At 37.4% G+C, this 19,605-nt stretch carries 20 protein-coding genes; 7 read left to right on the top strand and 13 right to left on the bottom strand.

What is annotated here, in order from left to right:
- Nucleotide 1: 1 nt before the first annotated feature.
- Nucleotides 2-1,888 (bottom strand): ABC-F family ATP-binding cassette domain-containing protein, encoded by a 1,887-nt coding sequence (locus tag MHI10_RS07065; RefSeq protein ID WP_340784214.1) that lies wholly within the window; start codon nt 1,886-1,888, stop codon nt 2-4.
- Nucleotides 1,885-2,517, bottom strand: a complete 633-nt coding sequence (locus tag MHI10_RS07060) for an HD domain-containing protein (protein WP_340784213.1) — start codon at nt 2,515-2,517, stop codon at nt 1,885-1,887. The genes MHI10_RS07065 and MHI10_RS07060 overlap by 4 nt, the downstream gene beginning before the upstream one ends.
- A gap of 198 nt (nt 2,518-2,715) precedes the next feature.
- Between MHI10_RS07060 and MHI10_RS07055 the strand changes: the two genes are divergently transcribed.
- Entirely contained in the window at nt 2,716-2,868 is a 153-nt protein-coding gene (locus MHI10_RS07055; protein WP_340784212.1) for a hypothetical protein, read from the top strand.
- Between the two features lie 83 nt (nt 2,869-2,951).
- On the opposite strand, the gene MHI10_RS07050 is transcribed toward MHI10_RS07055, so the two are convergent.
- Complete coding sequence (locus tag MHI10_RS07050; protein WP_340784211.1) at nt 2,952-4,631, bottom strand: formate--tetrahydrofolate ligase; 1,680 nt, start codon at nt 4,629-4,631, stop codon at nt 2,952-2,954.
- Nucleotides 4,632-5,014: 383 nt separating this feature from the next.
- Between MHI10_RS07050 and MHI10_RS07045 the strand changes: the two genes are divergently transcribed.
- A complete protein-coding gene (locus MHI10_RS07045) occupies nt 5,015-5,215 on the top strand; it encodes a cold shock domain-containing protein (RefSeq protein ID WP_057982433.1) in 201 nt (66 codons plus the stop codon).
- Between the two features lie 55 nt (nt 5,216-5,270).
- On the opposite strand, the gene MHI10_RS07040 is transcribed toward MHI10_RS07045, so the two are convergent.
- The 4 genes from MHI10_RS07040 to MHI10_RS07025 form a co-directional block, all read right to left on the bottom strand.
- Complete coding sequence (locus MHI10_RS07040; RefSeq protein WP_340784205.1) at nt 5,271-5,504, bottom strand: hypothetical protein; 234 nt, start codon at nt 5,502-5,504, stop codon at nt 5,271-5,273.
- A 37-nt stretch (nt 5,505-5,541) separates the two neighbouring features.
- A complete protein-coding gene (locus MHI10_RS07035) occupies nt 5,542-6,015 on the bottom strand; it encodes a YbaK/EbsC family protein (protein ID WP_340784204.1) in 474 nt (157 codons plus the stop codon).
- 66 nt (nt 6,016-6,081) lie between these two features.
- Nucleotides 6,082-6,753 carry a phosphopantothenoylcysteine decarboxylase domain-containing protein gene (locus MHI10_RS07030; RefSeq protein ID WP_340784203.1) on the bottom strand — a complete coding sequence of 224 codons (672 nt, stop codon included), beginning with the start codon at nt 6,751-6,753 and terminating at the stop codon, nt 6,082-6,084.
- Nucleotides 6,754-6,771: 18 nt separating this feature from the next.
- Nucleotides 6,772-7,644, bottom strand: coding sequence for a LysR family transcriptional regulator (locus MHI10_RS07025; RefSeq protein ID WP_340784201.1), 873 nt, complete (start codon nt 7,642-7,644; stop codon nt 6,772-6,774).
- Between the two features lie 169 nt (nt 7,645-7,813).
- Here MHI10_RS07025 and MHI10_RS07020 point away from each other — a divergent pair, with 169 nt between their 5' ends.
- Together MHI10_RS07020 and MHI10_RS07015 are read left to right on the top strand one after the other, a co-directional pair.
- On the top strand, nt 7,814-8,713 hold the full coding sequence (locus MHI10_RS07020; RefSeq protein WP_340784199.1) for a DMT family transporter: 900 nt from the start codon (nt 7,814-7,816) through the stop codon (nt 8,711-8,713).
- Between the two features lie 281 nt (nt 8,714-8,994).
- Nucleotides 8,995-9,981 carry a YecA family protein gene (locus MHI10_RS07015; protein ID WP_340784196.1) on the top strand — a complete coding sequence of 329 codons (987 nt, stop codon included), beginning with the start codon at nt 8,995-8,997 and terminating at the stop codon, nt 9,979-9,981.
- Between the two features lie 360 nt (nt 9,982-10,341).
- Here MHI10_RS07015 and MHI10_RS07010 read toward each other — a convergent pair whose 3' ends face one another.
- The 3 genes from MHI10_RS07010 to MHI10_RS07000 all read right to left on the bottom strand — a co-directional run bounded on the left by MHI10_RS07010 (nt 10,342) and on the right by MHI10_RS07000 (nt 13,978).
- A complete protein-coding gene (locus MHI10_RS07010) occupies nt 10,342-12,582 on the bottom strand; it encodes an excinuclease ABC subunit UvrA (protein ID WP_340784195.1) in 2,241 nt (746 codons plus the stop codon).
- A gap of 96 nt (nt 12,583-12,678) precedes the next feature.
- Complete coding sequence (locus MHI10_RS07005; RefSeq protein WP_340784193.1) at nt 12,679-13,509, bottom strand: metallophosphoesterase; 831 nt, start codon at nt 13,507-13,509, stop codon at nt 12,679-12,681.
- 274 nt (nt 13,510-13,783) lie between these two features.
- Nucleotides 13,784-13,978 (bottom strand): zinc-finger domain-containing protein, encoded by a 195-nt coding sequence (locus MHI10_RS07000; RefSeq protein WP_445683177.1) that lies wholly within the window; start codon nt 13,976-13,978, stop codon nt 13,784-13,786.
- A gap of 112 nt (nt 13,979-14,090) precedes the next feature.
- Between MHI10_RS07000 and MHI10_RS06995 the strand changes: the two genes are divergently transcribed.
- Complete coding sequence (locus tag MHI10_RS06995) at nt 14,091-14,486, top strand: ribonuclease HI family protein (RefSeq protein WP_340784192.1); 396 nt, start codon at nt 14,091-14,093, stop codon at nt 14,484-14,486.
- 443 nt (nt 14,487-14,929) lie between these two features.
- Nucleotides 14,930-15,505, top strand: a complete 576-nt coding sequence (locus MHI10_RS06990) for a 50S ribosomal protein L25 (protein ID WP_340784190.1) — start codon at nt 14,930-14,932, stop codon at nt 15,503-15,505.
- A 62-nt stretch (nt 15,506-15,567) separates the two neighbouring features.
- On the opposite strand, the gene coaW is transcribed toward MHI10_RS06990, so the two are convergent.
- Both coaW and MHI10_RS06980 read right to left on the bottom strand, forming a co-directional pair.
- Nucleotides 15,568-16,404 (bottom strand): type II pantothenate kinase, encoded by an 837-nt coding sequence (coaW, locus tag MHI10_RS06985; RefSeq protein WP_340784188.1) that lies wholly within the window; start codon nt 16,402-16,404, stop codon nt 15,568-15,570.
- 210 nt (nt 16,405-16,614) lie between these two features.
- A complete protein-coding gene (locus tag MHI10_RS06980; RefSeq protein WP_340784186.1) occupies nt 16,615-17,685 on the bottom strand; it encodes a 3'-5' exonuclease in 1,071 nt (356 codons plus the stop codon).
- 575 nt (nt 17,686-18,260) lie between these two features.
- Here MHI10_RS06980 and MHI10_RS06975 point away from each other — a divergent pair.
- Nucleotides 18,261-19,082, top strand: coding sequence for a squalene/phytoene synthase family protein (locus tag MHI10_RS06975; RefSeq protein ID WP_340784185.1), 822 nt, complete (start codon nt 18,261-18,263; stop codon nt 19,080-19,082).
- Nucleotides 19,083-19,242: 160 nt separating this feature from the next.
- Here the strand turns inward: MHI10_RS06975 and MHI10_RS06970 are convergent, their stop codons facing one another.
- Nucleotides 19,243-19,593, bottom strand: coding sequence for a DUF4181 domain-containing protein (locus MHI10_RS06970; protein WP_340784183.1), 351 nt, complete (start codon nt 19,591-19,593; stop codon nt 19,243-19,245).
- Nucleotides 19,594-19,605 lie beyond the last annotated feature (12 nt).

The raw sequence follows: 19,605 nt of genomic DNA, 5'->3' as shown, positions 1-19,605 counted from the left end.
CTTATCCGTTTACAATCTCATCTAAATAGCTCCAACGCTCAATTAATTGCTCGTATTCACTATTGAATAGCTCTAATTGCTCTGTTAATTGCTGTAATTTAGTAAAATCTGAACCTGCAGTAGAGATTCCCTCTTCTGTTTGCATAATGTTTTCTTCCATTTTTGCGATTGTATCCGCTATTGATTCCCACTCTTTTTGCTCTTTAAACGATAATTTTTTCTTCTCGACTTTTGGTTTTTCAACCTTTGTCTTTTCAATTTTATTTTCTCTTGCTGCCTGCTGTTGCTCCGCAGTTACTTTTGCCAAATAATCTGTATATACATCTAAGCTTTCCTCAACACCACCGTGTCCATCCAAAATCCATAGCTTTTTCGCAATCCGATCAAGGAAAAATCGGTCATGTGAAATCGTAATGACAACACCAGGGAAGTTTTCTATGAAATCTTCTAACACACCTAATGTTTCAATATCCAAATCATTCGTCGGCTCGTCCAATAATAAAACATTTGGCTGTTCCATTAACAAACGCAATAAATGCAATCGTTTTCTTTCCCCACCAGATAATTTACTAATTTGCGTGCCATGTGCTTGAGAAGGGAATAAAAAACGTTCTAACATTTGTGATGCAGAGTAACGTACTCCATCCGCATCGGTAATATCATTCGATGCTTCGCGAATATAATCAATAACGCGTGTATTTTCATTCATCGCAGGTATCGCTTGCTTAAAATGCAGTCTTTTTACTGTCGAACCAACGATAACCTCTCCATGATCAGGTTCAATTTCTCCTGCTAACATATTGAGTAACGTCGATTTCCCGTAGCCATTTGCGCCAATAATACCGATACGATCCCCTTGCTGTAACAGGAAGCTAAAATCTTGTATAATTTTTCGTTCCCCATACGCTTTAGAAATGCCCTCTGATTCAAGCACCTTTTTGCCAAGACGAGTTGTCGCTAAACCCATCTCTAAATCTGTTTGATCTACTGAACGATCCAACGTTTCATCCAACGCTTCAAAACGTTGAATTCGTGCTTTTTGCTTTGTCGTTCTTGCTTTTGCCCCGCGACGAATCCATTTTAATTCGGAGCGGTAACGATTTTGTAATTTTGCTTGTGTCGCGGCATTCATCTCTTCACGAAGTGCCCTTGCTTCTAAATAATCTCCGTATGAACCAGTATGGCGATATAATGTTTGATCCGCCAGCTCATAAATATGTGTCGCTGTTTCATCTAAGAAATAACGGTCATGGGTAATGAAAATAACCGCCCCTTTTAAGCGTGAAACCATTTCTTGTAACCATTCAGTCGAAGTGACATCTAAATGGTTCGTCGGCTCATCAAATAAATAAAGATCAGCTGGTTCAATGAGCACTTTTGCAAGAGCTACACGTTTTTGTTGACCTCCTGATAATTCAGTTACGTCTTTCTCGAACATGTCCATGCCCAATTTCGTTAAAGCTTGCTTTGCTAATGCATTGACATCCCAGGCATTTTCTGTATCCATTCGCTGCTGTAAACGGAATAATTCATTTTGAAGCTTTTCTGATTGTGGTTCATTTGATAATGCTGTTACCGCTTCTTCATACGCTCGGTTTAGCTGCAGTATCGGTGAATCTCCTCCGAAAACGGCTTGTAAAACTGTCGTATTCGGCTCAAATTGTGGATCTTGTTCTAAATAAGCGATGCGGTATTTATTCGGGTGATCCATATCCAGTGTATCGGCGTCTTGAATCCCTGAAATAATAGATAACAACGTCGATTTCCCTGTTCCGTTTATCCCGATTAAACCTGCACGCTCTCCTTCATATATCGTAAATTCAATATTTTGAAATAGCGTTTTTTCGCCTACTGTTTTTGTTAAATTCGATACGATTAAATGACTCATAAAATCCCGTCTCTTTCTTGTTTAAGCTGTTCTAAAAATTGTACCATATATTCATGGCGACGTTCTGCCATTTCTTGCCCTTTTTTAGTTACCATTAAATCTTTCAATAATAAAAGTTTTTCATAAAAATGAGTGACGCTTGCTGTGGATTTCGCGCGATAGTCTTCTAATGACATCGCCTCTCTTGCTTCTTCAGCGTCATCATACAACTTGCGCCCCTTTGCACCACCATAAGCAAATGTACGCGCAATGCCCACTGCCCCAATGGCATCTAAACGATCCGCATCGCGCACAATTTCCGCTTCAATGCTTGTTGTAGGTAGCTCATTGCCCCCGTTAAATGAAACTTCTGCAATTACCGCTTGAATATGTTTTTTTTCTTGCTCACTTAAATGGAGTTGTTTTAGAATTCGCTCTTCATCAGACTTATCAACTGCATATTTCGAATCGCTCACATCATGCAATAATACGGCAAGCAAAACAATGAGCTCATTAGCATCCTGTTCTGTTTGCAAAATCGCTTGTGCATTTTGATAAACGCGTTCTATATGTTGGAAATCATGGCTTGCATCCATTTTCCCATAAATTTCTTTAACTAGTGTTTCACACGTTAATAAGATTTCCTTCATCAGCAGTCACCTATTTTCTTTCAATACTTGTGCTACATATACTATTTTAACATGGAAGGGATAGTAGCTCAAAAACCCCCTTTTATTAGATAATTTAAAATTTTGTCTATTTTGTGAACTTAGTTGTTGTTTTTTACAAGATTACGTTATATACTAGAAAAAACGATACAAAACAAAAGACTTTAAGGGGTGTTCTTTATGGAAAAAGTGATTTATCCAACTGTTCAATGTGCCAAAGACAAAGAAAAGAAAGCGCTTATCCTGTTATCACCTATTTTAATTGGTGCTGCAATTTATGCGAGTAGTGTGTCTATCATGATTGCTGGCAATATCGTTAGTATCCTATTTTAAATTTAACCCAATACAAAAACGCCATTTGACTAATTTCAGTCAAATGGCGTTTTTTTTATTATTTACTTCGAGCAATCAAATCCTTAGAACAACCCTAATGCGCTACCATCTTCCGCTACATCCATGCGAAGTGCTGCCGGTTGCTTAGGTAAGCCTGGCATTGTCATAATATCACCCGTTAAGCACACTAAGAAGCCCGCGCCTAATTTCGGAATAATCTCACGGATCGTAACAGTAAAGTCAGTCGGTCTACCTAGTAAACTTGGTTGATCCGATAAAGAATATTGCGTTTTCGCCATACAAATCGGCAAGTTTGCCCAACCATTGTTTTCAATGCTAATTAATTGTTTTTTAGCCGCGTCTGTCAATTGAACACCTTTTCCACCATACACTTGTTGCACAATTTTCGTTAACTTTTGCTCAACTGTTTCTTCATTTTCATATAAATGATGGAAGTTGTTTGGTTTTTCAATCGCTTCTAGCACTTGCTTTGCCAGATCCAATCCGCCTTTACCGCCCTCTTCCCAAACATTTGTAAGCGCGATACGAATTCCTTCTTGTTTTGCCCACTCTAAAACCATATTCACCTCAGCTGCTGAGTCCGTGATGAAACGATTTAATGCGACAACAGGTTCAACACCAAAATTGCGAATATTTGCAACGTGCTGCGCAAGATTCGTAATTCCTTGGCGAAGTGCTTCTACATTTTCATCGATTAACGCTGTTTTTGCAACGCCACCATGCATTTTTAGAGCTCGAACTGTTGCAACAATTACGACTGCACTCGGTGCAAAGCCTGCTTCACGCGCTTTAATGTGCATAAATTTCTCTGCACCTAAATCCGAACCAAATCCTGCTTCTGTAATAACAATATCTGCTAGTTTGCGTGCTGTTTGTGTGGCAATAATAGAGTTACAGCCGTGTGCAATATTTGCAAATGGTCCACCATGAATTAATGCAGGAGTTCCTTCAATTGTTTGCACAAGGTTTGGATTTAACGCTTCTTTTAATAGTAGTGTAAGTGCACCTTCGACCTGTAAATCACGCACAGTAACTGGCTGACGGTCGTACGTGTAACCAATTACGATGTTTGCAAGGCGTTCTTTTAAATCTGTCATACTTGTTGCTAAACAGAATATCGCCATAATTTCTGAAGCAACTGTAATATCAAAGCCATCTTCACGTGGTACGCCTTGTGCTGGACCACCTAAGCCCACTGTTACATGTCGTAGCGCACGGTCATTTAAATCAACGACACGTTTCCAAATAATACGGCGTGGATCAATATTTAAGGCATTCCCTTGATGAAGGTGATTGTCGATAAATGCCGATAATGCATTGTTCGCTGTTGTAATCGCATGGAAGTCTCCATTAAAATGCAAGTTAATTTGCTCCATTGGAAGAACTTGCGCATAACCTCCACCTGTTGCCCCACCTTTTACACCCATAACAGGTCCTAATGATGGTTCACGAAGCGCAATCATAACACGTTGATCTAGTTGCTTCAGAGCATCCGCTAATCCAACAGTTACCGTAGATTTACCTTCCCCAGCTGGTGTTGGACTAATTGCAGTCACTAAAACAACTTTAGCGTTTGCTTGACCTGAAATTTTATTTACATCGATTTTCGCTTTAAAACGTCCGTATTGTTCAATCGATTCTGCAGGTATTCCTGCATTTTCTGCAATTTCTGTAATCGGTTTCATTATTGCATTATTCGCAATATCCAAATCTGTAAGAGGTTTTGTTTTCGTAGTTGTCATTTGTAAACCCTACTTTCAATTATAGTCGTCTTTATTATAGTCTGTTTTAGGTGAAAACATCTATAAAATAATGTGACTTATTCGACAAATTGTTGACATACGTTCCTTAACTAGGATATATTTTATTCGTAATATTCTGTTTTTAATTTCACTCAAAAGAAGTTTGAATGAAATTAAAGCCTTTGGTGGATGTCACAGATATTGAAAGGAGTTAATTGCGCTTAGTCCTGCATGATGTAGGATAGTTATCTATTTCACATGGATACGTTGAATTTAAGGTAACATCCTTAATTAAGCACAATTTAAAATCTGGACGTAATGACGCCAAAGTGTAGATGATTATAATGATCAACTAAATTTGACAGTATCGGAGGAGATCACTAATGCACCAAGGCACTGTAAAATGGTTTGATAATGAAAAAGGTTATGGATTTATAGAATGTGATAATGGTGATGATGTTTTTGTACATTTCACTGGAATAAAAGAAGAAGGTTTCCGAGTGCTCGCTGAGGGACAATCTGTAGAATTCGATGTAATTGATGGAAATAGAGGTCCACAAGCTGCGAATGTCATAAAAAAGTAATTAAAGAAGCTGCAAACATATAGTTGATTTCATATGTTTGCAGCTTTATTTCTCTTTATTTTTCAACTACGATAAAATCTTGTTTACTATTTTTATCACTCAATGTCGCCATTACATTTGTAATCGATCCTATGTAATGAGAAGGTTCATCTGTTCCTTCTTCATAAATGTAAATATTATAATCCGTGCGATTTGCCTTTTTAATAAGGACGTTACCGGTATTTGTCGTAAATCCGATAAATTGATTGTTCTTTAATGCTTGAATTGCTTGTTGTTTTGTTAACGTCATTCGTTACTTAACTCCTTAAAATTTCTGTATCGTTTTTTTATTGCCAGTCTTTACACACATCTATCCAACTAGTTGCACCTGCATACTGTTGTAATTCATCACAACTTAGTTCAATTGCCGAATTGGCACTCCCACATGCCGGAAATACAGTTGCAAAACGTTGTAGTGATTCATCTAAATAAACAGGTAGCTCATTTGCCAGTGCAAACGGGCAAACTCCGCCAATGCGATGCCCCGTTTGGTTCACAACGGACTCCGCATCTAACATTTTTGCTTTCATTCCAAATTGTTGCTTAAATTTAGCGTTATCAATTTTAGTATCCCCTGCTGCGACAATTAAAATTGCCTTATTATCTTGTCCGTGAAACGATAATGTTTTGGCAATTCTTGCGGGAATAACATTTAATACTAGCGCCGCCTCTTGTACCGTTGCACTACTACTGTCAAATTCCAATACGGATTGCTCTTTGCCATGTTGTTTGAAAAATGCCTTTACTTCCTCTAATGCCACTTGAAACACTCCTTCAATATCCTCTATTTTTATATAAAAAGAATATTCAAATTATATCATTCAAATTCAATTTAAAACAAGGAGTTGTTCAATTAACGTAAGCGCCGTTTGCTGTTTGCCATCTGTACGAACAATTTCACCGGATTTATGAACAATGATATGGGGTTCCATGCCGCCATATAATGATTTTGAGCTATTTGCTACCATAAAATCAGCCTGTGCGGAATCCATGCGTAATTTTGCACGCTCGATTAAAAATGCTTCATCCTCTGTCGCTTCTAATTTAAAGCCTATAAGCGTCGATTGTGGCGACCAATTTTTAATTTGCGCTAATATTTTTGGCGCCTTTTTAAAATGAATAATCGGTGGTTCATCTGACGGCATTTTCCCTTTTTCAGTTAATTCATTGCCTGCTTGGTCAAATACTTTATCTACAAGCCAATCTGAACCCGCCACAGCCATAATTATGTAATCTACGTGTTGCTGTCGGGCGATTTCCTTTAACTGATCTCCTAAGTCCTCAATTCCTTCAAAGCGCACAAGACGCATCTCACGTTGATTTTCAGGTAGTTGTGCAAAAACACCATGCATATAAATAACATGCGCACCTTTAGCATAGGCTGCCTCCGCTAAATAACATCCCATCGTTCCTTTTGATAAGTTCGTATGGCCCCTAACATTATCCCATTTTTCAAATGTGCCACCACTTGTAATTAAAACTGTTTTTCCCTTTAACATAAATCACAACCCCCTTTTTTATTCCTTTACTGTAGCTAACCATTGCTTCAATACTTCTACAAACTTTTGAGTAGCTGGTGATAACTTTTGCTTCGTTGAAAGTCCAATCGTTCGAAAACTTTCTTGCTTTAAAGGTAAAGTTCTCACATTATTCATCAAGCCTGCCATCGCAAGTTGCGGTAAAATACTAATCCCTAAATGATGCTCCACCATTGATAAAATGCCCTTTTCATCAATTAAATGAAATCGTACATTTGGACGTACATTATATTTTTCAAAATTCGCGATAACATCATTTGTTCCTTTATAGGAAGGCATGATGAACGGTGTATCCCCTATTTCATTTAAATCAACTTCTCCTTTATCATATAGCGGACTTTTTGAAGACACAATACAAAGTAACGGATCTCTTTTTAACGCTATAAAATCGAACTGTTTAGAACTTGTCCGATTTAAAAAGCCACAATCCACTTCTCCGTTCAGTAACCACTGCTCAATTTCATAATAATCTCCTTCACGTAACTCAATTTGAATACCAGGATATCGCTGTTCCATTAGACGAATAATATTAGGCATCCAATGTGTTGAAATCGTAGAAAATACCCCCACTCGGACCGTCCCTTTGTCTACACCTAAAATATGGGCCGCCTCTTGTCTTAAATGCTCTTCTGCAGATAACACCTTTCTCATCGCGATTAACATCGTCATACCATCTTCCGTTAATGTGACACCCGTTCGGTTACGATGAATTAAATTAAAGCCGAAATCCTTTTCCATACTGGAAATAGCATGACTTACCGCTGATTGCGTCAACCCTAGTAGTTCAGCAGCTTTTGTAAAACTATGTACTTCACCTACCATATTTAATATTTCGTATTTAACTAAGCTCAATGCCTTTCACTCCATACCGACTTTTGACATGAATTTTTTTCATACTAATCATTATAAACATTCGTTTTACTAATCACAATAGCGCCGATATACTGTATTATAACAGTGAGTTTAACTTAATTAAGTTAAGCCCCGGCGTAATTGATTTTAAAGAAATGTGGTGGCATCTTTGAGTTTACAAGGAAAAGCAAATTTATTAATGGTGATCGTAACAATGTTTTGGGGGCTTTCGTATACATTTATGGTCATGGGGTTAGATGTTTTAGAAGCTTATAACGTTGTTGCACTACGATGCTTAATTGCATTTATCATAGCAGGGCTAATCTTTTTACCAAAGATGTTGCGCATTAATAAAAAAACGATTATATACGCATCCATACAAGGTTTTCTGTTATTCGCGCTCTTTGCACTTTCATTATTTGGGTTAAAAACAACATCCGCATCGAATGCTGGGTTTATTTTAAGTTTAACAGTTGTACTAGTACCTATCTTTTCAAGTTTTATCGAAAAGCGCTTACCTTCTCGTGCCGTCAGCTTTGCGATTGTGTGTACGATGATTGGTATTACAGTATTAACATTGAAAGAAACATTAACATTCCAAACGGGCGATATTTTAATGGCGATTGCCGCAGTTTGTTACTCAATCTATTTAATTTTAAATAGTAAATTTACGAAAAGCGTTGAATCCATTTCTTATGGAGTATACCAATTAGGGGTTGCCGGTGTATTTGGTGCCATTTTCACATTATTTTTTGAAACACCACAATTACCTTCGACGAATTTAGGTTGGGTTGCGGTATTAGGATTAGGTGTTATTTGTACAGCGTTTTGCTTTATCGCACAAGCTGTTGTACAACAATATACATCCCCTACGCATACTGGATTAATTTTCTCGCTAGAACCTATTTTTGCGGCAATCTTTGCAATGATCTTTTTAGGTGAAGCATTAACGATCCAATTACTAATCGGTGGTGCTTTTATATTAATTGGAAACTTTGTCGCACAACTAGAACAATTCACAATGCTGAAGAAAATTCCAGCAACCGCGACTTCGGAATCTACTATTTAAATAATTTCTATCTATTAGAATACCCAAAATCAGTTTGTGATTTTAGGGTATTCTTTCTATTGCGCGCCTTTATTCCTTAAATGAGCAAATCTATTAAATATTAAATTTTTTATAGATTTCCGATTCTATTATTAGAACATTCAACATATAATACAATATAGGGCGGATCAGACTTTTCTGAATAGATAATCAGTTTCAAAAATATCATTCTGACGTTATTATTAAGAGTATTGTTGAATTTAAACAAAGTATTAATAAGAGTCAAAAAAGGAAGTGTAACGATGGTTGGACGTAATGATCCATGCCCATGCGGCAGCGGTAAAAAATATAAAAAGTGTTGTGAAGGTAAACAGCAAACAACGACAGCATTAACAGTTATTAATGAGGAAATTGAAAATGTTTTACAAACCTTCTATACGAATTACCCTGAGAGAAAAGATATTCGTGAATTTATGGAATTAGTAAAGGTTTGGGCTCCAAAATTAGAAAAAAAATTGCACCGTGAGTTAGTTGAAGCGGTTGCGCTAGATGAGTATTTCTTCCACAAGCGCCCAGACATTTGGACAGGCTTCTTAAAACGTATGGAAAAGAAATTAATTCGCCCTTCAATAATTGAATTACTACAATCTTGGACAAAGCCAATCTTCTTTATCGGAACGGTTGAAGCGGTTGAAGACAAGTACTTTACAGCGATTTCTGCATTAGACAATCAAACGTATATGATTCAACGAGAAAGCCCTAAAGCGATTCCACTTGGGATGCGTGTGTTCGCATTCTTATTACCAGATGGTTCAAAACAGGTAAATCATGTATTAGCTGCTTCTACGTTAATTTTCTTCCATAAAGAACATGCGATTTCATTTGAGGACTTTACCGCTTCGTATAAAAAAAGCGGTTTAACAATTGAAGAATTCACCGAGAAAAATCACCTTTTACTATGGGAAGGTTTAGTTGAAAATGGCTATGAAGGTGAAGAGTTTACGCCGTTCGAGCAAGATGTATTGGAGCAAGTGAAAGCATTTTTAGTAGAACATGCGATTGAAAATGACAAACTCTTAGTTACAATCGAAGACTATTTAGTAGAGCAACAACCAACTGCCCGTAAAGCAGGTGCGATTGCTGCTGGTGCAATTCGTTTTGCACAAGAACAAAATTACATTGATAAGAAATTTACAGTGAAAGAAATTGCGGATAGCTTCGGCATTTCAGCTTCATCACTAAATAAATATTATCAAGACCTTCTTGCCTTCCAAGTGAAAGCATCTTAATAGTAATGAAAAGGACTTACTTCGCGCTGAATTGCGTGAGGTAAGTCCTTTTAACTGGATTCAGCAGAAATGCCCACTACCATAAGTGGTTAAAGCATATCAAATCTGCATTTCTATTTAGTGGTGGTTTAAACTCTAGCTGAAGTAGAGGGACAAAGGCTAAGCCCGTCACATCCTGTGACAACGCCTTTGTGATCAACATCGTGTTGGCCCAAGCCCCGGCGGATGACACAGATTTTTTTAGGGAAAAGGAAGTCAGCCTAAAAACGTCACATCGTGTGACAACAGCTGACTGACCCACGTCCTGTGGGCCCTCGAAAAAATCTGGACGCAATTACGCCGAGGCGTAATTGATTGGTATTATAAATAGTTTGCCGTAATCGACTCTTTACAGTTTTTTAATTGCTCTGGCGTTCCTTCAAAGATAATCTGACCACCCGCACTTCCGCCTTCTGGTCCGATATCAATGATCCAGTCCGCTTGACGCATGACATCTGTATGATGCTCAATGACAACAACCGTATTGCCTTGCTCTACTAATTGCTGAAGCATATGCACAATTTTCGATACATCCTGCAAATGTAATCCAGTCGTTGGCTCGTCTAAAATGTAAAGTTGCCCTCCTGATTTCATTTCCTTTGCCAATTTCAGACGCTGACATTCCCCACCCGAAAATGTTGATAAAGGCTGTCCTAAAGACATATAGGATAATCCAACTAACTGTAAAATTTGTAGTTTTTTCACTAGGTCTTTTGCGTCAAAGAAATCTAATGCCTGCTCTACATCCATTTCAAGCACTTCGACGATATTTTTTCCATTATACTTATAAGCAAGCACTTCATCTGCATAGCGTCGACCTTGACAAGTAGTACATTCGGTTTCCACTTCATCCATAAAAGATAAATTTAATGTGACAACACCGTTTCCTTTACACTCTTCACAGGCACCTTTTGAGTTATAACTAAATAAAGCGGCATCCACTCCATTTTCCTTTGCGAAAAGCTTGCGGATTTTATCCATCATCCCTAAATAAGTAGCTGCATTTGAGCGAACATTCGTATGGATCGGTCGTTGGTCAATGACAATCGCTTCTTGATATTCCTTTGCGAATACTTCATTCACTAACGTACTTTTTCCAGATCCTGCAACACCTGTCACAACCGTTAATACTTGCTCAGGTATTTTTAACGATACATTTTTTAGATTATATAAGCTGCTGCGCTTACTTTCTATAAATGTTGAGACTGGGCGCGGTTTTGTATTCATAGGAGCTTGTGTGTGTAATGCTTTTGCGGTAATGGAATCACTTTTCGCAAATTCTTCGTACGGCCCGCTAAATAAAATCGTCCCACCATGAGCACCAGCACCAGGTCCTACATCGACAATATAATCTGCAATCGCAATGACATCTGGATCATGCTCTACAACTAAAACCGTATTTCCTTTATCCCGAATTTGACGTAATAAATCATTCAGACGATACACATCTCTTGGATGCAAACCTGTACTCGGTTCATCAAAAATATACAGCATCCCTGTTAATGTACTCGATAAATATTTCACCATTTTGACGCGTTGCGATTCCCCACCCGATAATGTAGCAGTTTGACGATTCAACGTCATATAGCCAAGTCCGATATCGATTAAACTTTGGACACGTTCAGAAATTCGAGATACAATCGTCTGCATTTCTGGTTGCGTAAATGTCTTTAACGCTTCTATTAATTGTGATAACTGCATCGCGCTAAGGTCATGAATTGAATATTGCCCAATTAATGAATGCAACACTTCCTCACGATAGCGCGTCCCAGAGCAATCCTCACATGTTGCGGTCATTAAAAATTGTGCGTTTTGCTTTTTCTCACGTTCGGATGCTTCTTGCTGCTTTTGTAACTTCGAACGTCTAAAACGAACAACAATACCTTCATAAGTCGCTTGAAAGTTGCCTGAACTATGGGTAACTTGTACTTTTTGTGGCTCTGAATATAATAATTGATGCCATTCTTCCTCGTTATAATCCTTTAATGGCTTGTCTATATCGAAAAAGCCACTTTGTGCATATTGGTTCCAGTAATAAGTATCGACCCCATACCCCGGCAATAAAATGGCACCTTGCTGCAATGATTTTTCTCGATCGATAGCGGCATCAAGATTCAATGTCATCATACTCCCAATCCCCTCACATGAAGGGCACATCCCCTGCGGATCATTAAAGGAATACGCATTTGCATAACCTAGAGACGGCGTAGCAAAACGGGAGTACAATACTCTAAATAGTGGGGAAATATCTGAAATCGTCCCTACCGTTGAGCGTGCATTACCTCCCAAGCGTTCCTGTCCGACAACTACAGCAGGTGACAAATGATGAATGCTATCGATTTGTGGTTGCTGATAGCGCGGTAAGTATAAGCGTACAAAGTTACTAAAAGTTTCGTTTAGCTGTCGACCGGCTTCTTGTGCAATCGTATCGAAAACAATTGATGATTTCCCTGAACCTGATACACCCGTAAATACTGTAATTTTTTGCTTTGGAATACGCAGTGAAATATTTTTTAAATTATTTTGACGTGCTCCGATTAATTCAATCCATTGTTGGTCCAAGTGATTCATCCTCTCCATTTAAATGAAGTCATATCATAGCAATAATATGCCCTGTCATGCAACATTTTTGGAAATGTATGTTCGTTTGATTTCAATTTACAAATGAATAGTAAACTCTGCGATTTCAGGTGGAACCATAAAACGAGCAGCAATTCTAGATGTTCCAATTCCTGTATTTACGTAAAGCTGCATCCCGTTATTATTCATACTATAAAATCCTTCAATATACTTTTCAGCCAAAGAAGTAGATATAGGTTGAATAAAAGGAATCTGAATTTGTCCTCCATGACTATGTCCAGCTAAAATTAAATCAACCGAAGTATTTTTTAAAAGGTCTGCCATATCCGGCTCATGCATAAGGACAATTTCATAAACATAATCGTTATCCATATATGTCAACAAACGTTCTACATTCGGGTTTCCAAGTAATCCATCATCTACTCCTCCGATAAAAAGCTTCTTGCCATTTGATAATCGTACATCGACACCACTATTTTTTAATAATGTAAAATCTGCATCCTTTAATAAATCTTCGTACACTCTAGATGCGCCGCCACCGTAATCTCGATTTCCCCAAACTGCGAATTTCCCAAATGGAGCTTTTAAATTTGATAAACTATTTGTTACTTCCTGTAACGGTTGAAACATAGAGTAATTTTCAAATAAATCTCCTGTAAAAACAATTATATCCGGCGATAATTTATTCACCTTTTTCACTAAATTGTTTAGTTGTTCTATTGTATATGTTTCACTCACTTGAATATCTGATAGTTGGACTATTTTGACCGACTCTCCATTATCTTCATTTAAATCATAAGAATGAACTACAGTCATTTTCGGTTCAACTTTAAATGCATATCCTATTAATAAGCCAATTAATATCATCAATAATAAAACTATTTTTACTAGCATTTTAAAAATCTTCATTCTATTTAAATGCCCCTTTCAACTGTATAACTCTTATTATAAAGGAGTTTTGTTACAGTAATTTGTACAATTTTTGGGAGCTCAATTTAATTTCTCACACTACTATATAGATTCAACAAAGCTTCGACTGAATTAAGTTTAATGATTTACTCTTTTCCTCATAACAAAAACACTTCCAATGAGTTAGAGTTTAACTACCAATTGGAAGTGCCCTTAATTGTAATTCTAATTTATCGGGTGTGAATGTATCGCGCTTCGCTAAATTCATCTATTATTATTTTTCATTAATTTTCATCATTTCATTCCCTAGAAACTTTAGTTGCTCCCCTACCGTGCAAGATTCTATACAAAAACGGTGGGCGCCTTGCTTTCCTCTTGTTTTTCTAAGATCACGAATGACAAAACATTCCATACAATACGTATCTGTTAATTCATCCATGTCCTTCATTATATCGACTTTTTTTATCATTTGCGGCCTCCTTTTCGTACATTTCCCCATTGTACAATGAAGTTTTTCTTCACTTCAACTATTCTTCCTCTGCTATACTAAATACAAGGAAAGTTATAACAGGAGTGATTCGATGTTAGAAGTATATATTGATGGTGCAAGCGCAGGTAATCCAGGACCTAGTGGCATTGGGATTTTTTTAAAAGGTGAAGGTATCCTCGAAAAAATTAGCGAACCAATTGGCATAACAAATAATCATCAAGCTGAATTTATTGCCCTTGTGCGTGGTTTAGAAGAAGCAAAAAAAACGGGAACTTCCTTCGTTTCACTGCGTTCCGATTCCAAAATTGTCGTCAATTCTGTTGATAAAGCTTATGTAAAAAATGAAGAATTTAAGCCCTATTTAGAAAAAGCGCTACAACTTATTGAACAATTTGATTTCTTTTTTATTAAGTGGATTCCTGACAAAGAAAATAAAGCAGCCGATGCATTAGCGCGAGAAGCGATTCGAAAAGCGAAAAACGATTGAATTTTATTCATCCAATTATTATAACGGCACACAAATTGTTAGGCCTCTCTAGCATATTGTGTGCTGTTTTTAATTTTCTAAAGGTCTTTTTTTCACAATCCGATAACCCCTCTCTCACCGTCCAAACCATTAGACCTAAAGCATCACTGAAAATTCTATTTCATGCAATTATTATTTACCTAGTCCTTAAGTATAAAATCCTCCTTGAAATTAGTAGTGATTAACTACTCAATTCGAGAATAGCGGAGTTTTTAATTGTTTTATAATTATATTTTACTATACTAAAGGAGTAATAGCCTTTTCAGTTGCATAAAACAAAAACAGTCACTTCTTTTTCTGAATGTTAAAATTCAGGGTTGTTTTCTTTTATTCGTAGGTTAAAGAAAAATTTAGATGGCATAAGCGATCTGCCGAAAAATAGAACGAGAGGAATTGAGGAAGTTATGAATTTAAAGTTAGAAGCAAAAGAAAGACAATTTGGAGCTCGCGCATTATTAACCGAGGTTCGAAATAATGGGGAAGTACCTGGAGTGTTATACGGGTATCAGACCGAAACAACACCGATTGCAATTGATGCAAAAACAATGTTTAAGTTTATTAATGCAAACGGCGTAAACAACGTATTTACTTTGGAAGTCAATAATCAATCTTACAATGCTGTTATTAGTGAAGTACAGCGTTCTGCAATAAGAGGAACTATTACACATGTTGATTTCCAATCGATAAATATGGATACACCTTTAGAAGTAGACGTACCGGTTACATTAGTCGGTAACGCAGCGGGCGTACAAGTAGGTGGAATTTTAATGCAACCAACAACAACAGTTCGCATTAAAGTAAAACCAAATGAAATTCCAGATTCGATCGAAGTAGCTATTGCTGAACTTGAAGTCGGACAAACGATTACATTAGCAGATCTTACTGAAAAGCTATCATTCGAAATCATTAGCGAGCTTGATGCTGTACTTGCGACAATCATGGCTCCTGTTGAAACTGAAGAAGAAGTAGCTGCGACATAATTATATAAAAATAAGCTGTCCCAAGTGCATGTAAATCATGTACTTAGGACAGCTTTTCCATTTTAACTTTTACTATATTCCATCACATTTAACAGTGCTCCGACCGCTCCACAATAGCCATAATCATGTATAAATACAGGCTTGTGCTTTTTCAAAACTGTGTAATGCTCGATTACCTTTTTTAATTGCTCATTATCCGTTAACGTAGAGCCGATATAAACAATATGTTCTACTTGATGATGCTCAGCTAGTTGAATACTTAATGTTGAAATGACTTCCCCAACAAGTCCTTGAACTGTCGCAAGAATATCATTTGGTGCATGGCTGTGCTCTTCTGTAATGCCAACTTGTCCAAAATTACTTGCCGTCAAATCACCCGAAATCGGCGTATCCATTCCTTGATAAATATCTTTTACAAGTAAATCAATACCTTCTCGGTTACCGTCTAACGCTCGATTTTTAATTTCTCTAAAATCCGAAATACCTGTCATTATAGCGGACAGCCCAATTAACGTACCTCCACCAATGCCTGTACCGCCAACACGAACATGTGAATTTCCATCCATAAAATGAACAGAAGTCCCTGTCCCAATATTGGTAATAATACTTTGGTGAATCGATTGCCCCTCTTGTTCTAATAAATACCGTACACCTTTTAAAGTTGCTTCAAATTCTACGATATATTCAATCGATTTCATCGGGTTTAGGACATCACGTAATTGCTCCGTCCGCCCCCCCGTTAAGCCAATTTCGTCTACATGAGGATGTTGTTCTAACCATTCCTTCACTAAATGCATATCAGTTGATGGAAAGACAGTTAGTTTAAGCTCCTTATTCTCATCTAAATAAGCAAGCTTCGTCAACGTACCCCCCGTATCAATCCCAATCCATGTCGACATAAAAGTTCTCCTTTGTACAATCAATTACGCCTCGGCGTAATTGCGTCCAGATTTTTTCGAGCTCGCTCGAAAAACTCCCCTTAAAAATCTGTGACATCCGCCGGGGCTTTACTTGATTCATCTGAATCAAGTTAAAGCTAGTATGATCTTACTCCATATAATAACGCAACCATTGAAAGCAATAAAGAGCAAGTTTCTAACTAAGACTCGTTACACTTCCACCAAAACATCTTCTAGTAAAGCTCGTTTATGAAACTCTTCGATAATCGGTTGCTCAAATTTATTTAATAGACGCATAATTCTCGCCTCATAAGCATGTGTTGACTCTTCTAATAAATTGAATTTCGCCACATAATCCTCGTTTCCCAATAAATTGACGAGCGTCATCACCTCGGTTTTTGGCAATGTCACTTGATGAAGTTTTAATATTTTTGAAATGGAACGCAGTGGTGAGCGTGAAATTAAAATACGACCATGAACAGATTCTGAAATATCCTGCAAAAACGTTTTCGCATTGGCACTTGGTGTAATTTTGGTCACCTCAACCGTTTCCGTCTCCCCTTCTGCAGAAGTCCTTACTTGCTGAATCACCTTAAAAGGTAGCTCCTCTCGTAACGTTATCATACGATGTGTTTGAATTTGACCGTGCTCAATTGAACATTCCGTAGTGGAAATGACAAGCTCATACGTCTCTTCTAACATTCTGAAATTCGTTAACAATAGCATGAATTTTTTCGTTTGCTGTTGCTGGATAAGCACTTCACCGTTCACTTGCTGAAAAATTTGCAGTAAACTCCACGCATCCGCTAAAGCGCGATGCTGTGTATCATTTGTTAAACCGAGCTGTGCCATTAAGCCACCTAAACTTGGTTGCTCCTTAATTGCATTCGCAATCATGTATTTTTGTTGGAAATCAACCATTGGGTAAAGACAATCTTTATTCATATAATTTCGAGTTAATTCTTCCTCTAGCACTTTACGATCAAATTCTCCAAAAGTTAAAAGCAAATAGTCATTTTTGCACCAGCGCTTGAACTTATAAAAAGCTTCCTTGAAACTTGGTGCATCTACTAATTGCTCCGTCTTAATACCCGTCAATTGCTGGATATGTGCATTTAATTTTTTAAATTTATAAGGTTGAATTAGCTGTGTAAATGTTTCGGTTGAACCATCCGGCAACCATTTAACCGCGCCAATTTCAATGATGTATTGCTTCCCTCGAATGAGGGCTGCTTCAACATCGACTGTAATATACGTTTGTACTCGTCCCAAAATTTTCACCTACTACTTTTCTTTCCTTATTTTATCAATTACGCCCCGGCGTAATTGCGTCCAGATTTTTTCGAGGGCCCACAGGACGTGGGTCAGTCAGCCGTTGTCACACGATGTGACGTTTTTAGGCTGACTTCCTTCTCCCCTAAAAAATCTGTGACATCCGCCGGGGCCTGGGTCAACACGATGTTGATCACAAAGGCGTTGTCACAGGACGTGACGGGCTTAGCCTTTGTTCCCTTAATTCAGCTGGGGTTTGAACCCTCACTGAATAGAATTGCATTTTCGGCATTTATCCTCCACTTTATAGAAGTAGGGGGTAAATGCTGAATCAAGTTAGATACAATATTTCCCACAGTTTTAAACATACCCCCATTGTATCGTAAAAAAGAGTTTCTGACTCGGAAATGTTAAGAATAAAGCAGCTTTCTTAGAAAACTATAAAAATTGATACGTAGAGAGTCTAATGTTGGAAGCTCTTAAATAAAAGGATTTTTTGAAAAACAAGGGACAATTGATTTTACTTTTTTCAAATTTGCGATACGATAAGAAAGGAAGCAATTAAGAATGGAGGAACTTTTCCAATGTCCGACAAATTACTACAAAATGAAGCGATGCGTGTCTTAAAGGATACGAGCCGCACTTTTTATATTCCAATAACATTTTTACAAAAAGAATTAAAATTAACAGTAGCTGCCGCATACTTGGCTATGCGTGCAATTGATGAAATTGAAGATCACGAAGAAATTTCAAATGATACAAAACATGATATCCTCATGAAAGTGAGTGAATTATTAGCAGTTACCCCATTTGACGAAGTAGCCTATGCACAAGCTTTAGCACTGAGTGAACAACCTATGCCAGAAGTAACATTACGTTTAGGTGATTGGTTGCGTGTTTGTCCAGCAGAAGCGCGAAAAATTGTGATGGATTCAACAAGCGAAATGGCTACTGGAATGGCGAATTGGGCAAAAGCGAATTGGCAAATCCATACACGCGAAGATTTAGATGAGTATACATACTATGTGGCAGGCTTAGTTGGTGTCATGTTATCCGAGCTATGGGAGTGGAATGCCGGTATTAAAGCAGACCGCGAACTTGCTATTGGCTATGGTCGTGGACTTCAAGCAGTCAATATTTTACGTAATCAACAAGAAGATTTAGATGAGCGCGGTGTAAGTTTCGTACCTGACGACTGGACACGTGATGATTTATTCCACTATGCAGAGGAAAACTTAGCGAAAGCAGACGCTTATATGAAAGTATTAAATAAGCGGTCGATCATCTTATTCTGCCGTCTTCCTCTAGCTCTAGCCCATAAATCACTCAAGGCAATGAAAGATGGCCGCGAAAAAATGTCTCGTGCTGAAGTAGAAGCAACAGTAGAAGAAATTCAAGCAGACTAGACTTTATTTTGAAAGACGATTTTGTATTAGACAGATCCTACAATTAGATCCCAAATAAAAACGAAAGACACAACCATGCAAATCCTGGTTGTGTCTCTTTATTTAGCACATAATACACGCTATATTGACCGTGGTCCTCTTTATGCTTCATTTCCTAGCGTTATAAAAACAATGCAACCGCACCGCTAAATACGCCACATAAAAGTGCATATGTAAAAGATAAAATATGGCGTCGATTATTCCGCTTTACTAAAAACTCTAGCAAACCACGTATTGAAAACAAAAGCATAATAAAAGCAAATAATAATGCATATACCGCTTTTTGCTCAAATAAATTGACCGTCATAAATGTCATGAATAACACACATAAAAACGCTTCTAAAACAAAATGCCAAATGCCAACATATTGGTCTAAAAATTTTTCGTTTTTCGTAATGTTAAACTTTTTACGCAGCTTTAAATCGATTAAGCCTGCTGCGATAAAACCAATAACTAAAATAGCAATTAACAAAATAAAACGTCC

This window comes from Solibacillus sp. FSL K6-1523 (assembly GCF_038005225.1).
Classification (GTDB): domain Bacteria; phylum Bacillota; class Bacilli; order Bacillales_A; family Planococcaceae; genus Solibacillus.
Note: the sequence above shows the minus strand (reverse complement) of the source record. Positions and strands in the feature narration are given on the sequence as shown.

Coding starts and splice junctions, on each gene's coding strand:
- MHI10_RS07040 (WP_340784205.1), bottom strand. CDS start 5,504: ATGACGTTAACAAAACAACAAGCAATTCAAGCATTAAAGAACAATCAA.
- MHI10_RS07065 (WP_340784214.1), bottom strand. CDS start 1,888: ATGAGTCATTTAATCGTATCGAATTTAACAAAAACAGTAGGCGAAAAA.
- MHI10_RS07055 (WP_340784212.1), top strand. CDS start 2,716: ATGGAAAAAGTGATTTATCCAACTGTTCAATGTGCCAAAGACAAAGAA.
- MHI10_RS06975 (WP_340784185.1), top strand. CDS start 18,261: ATGTCCGACAAATTACTACAAAATGAAGCGATGCGTGTCTTAAAGGAT.
- MHI10_RS06990 (WP_340784190.1), top strand. CDS start 14,930: ATGAATTTAAAGTTAGAAGCAAAAGAAAGACAATTTGGAGCTCGCGCA.
- MHI10_RS07050 (WP_340784211.1), bottom strand. CDS start 4,631: ATGACAACTACGAAAACAAAACCTCTTACAGATTTGGATATTGCGAAT.
- MHI10_RS07060 (WP_340784213.1), bottom strand. CDS start 2,517: ATGAAGGAAATCTTATTAACGTGTGAAACACTAGTTAAAGAAATTTAT.
- MHI10_RS07005 (WP_340784193.1), bottom strand. CDS start 13,509: ATGAAGATTTTTAAAATGCTAGTAAAAATAGTTTTATTATTGATGATA.
- MHI10_RS07015 (WP_340784196.1), top strand. CDS start 8,995: ATGGTTGGACGTAATGATCCATGCCCATGCGGCAGCGGTAAAAAATAT.
- MHI10_RS07030 (WP_340784203.1), bottom strand. CDS start 6,753: ATGTTAAAGGGAAAAACAGTTTTAATTACAAGTGGTGGCACATTTGAA.
- MHI10_RS07000 (WP_445683177.1), bottom strand. CDS start 13,978: ATGATAAAAAAAGTCGATATAATGAAGGACATGGATGAATTAACAGAT.
- MHI10_RS06995 (WP_340784192.1), top strand. CDS start 14,091: ATGTTAGAAGTATATATTGATGGTGCAAGCGCAGGTAATCCAGGACCT.
- coaW (WP_340784188.1), bottom strand. CDS start 16,404: ATGTCGACATGGATTGGGATTGATACGGGGGGTACGTTGACGAAGCTT.
- MHI10_RS07045 (WP_057982433.1), top strand. CDS start 5,015: ATGCACCAAGGCACTGTAAAATGGTTTGATAATGAAAAAGGTTATGGA.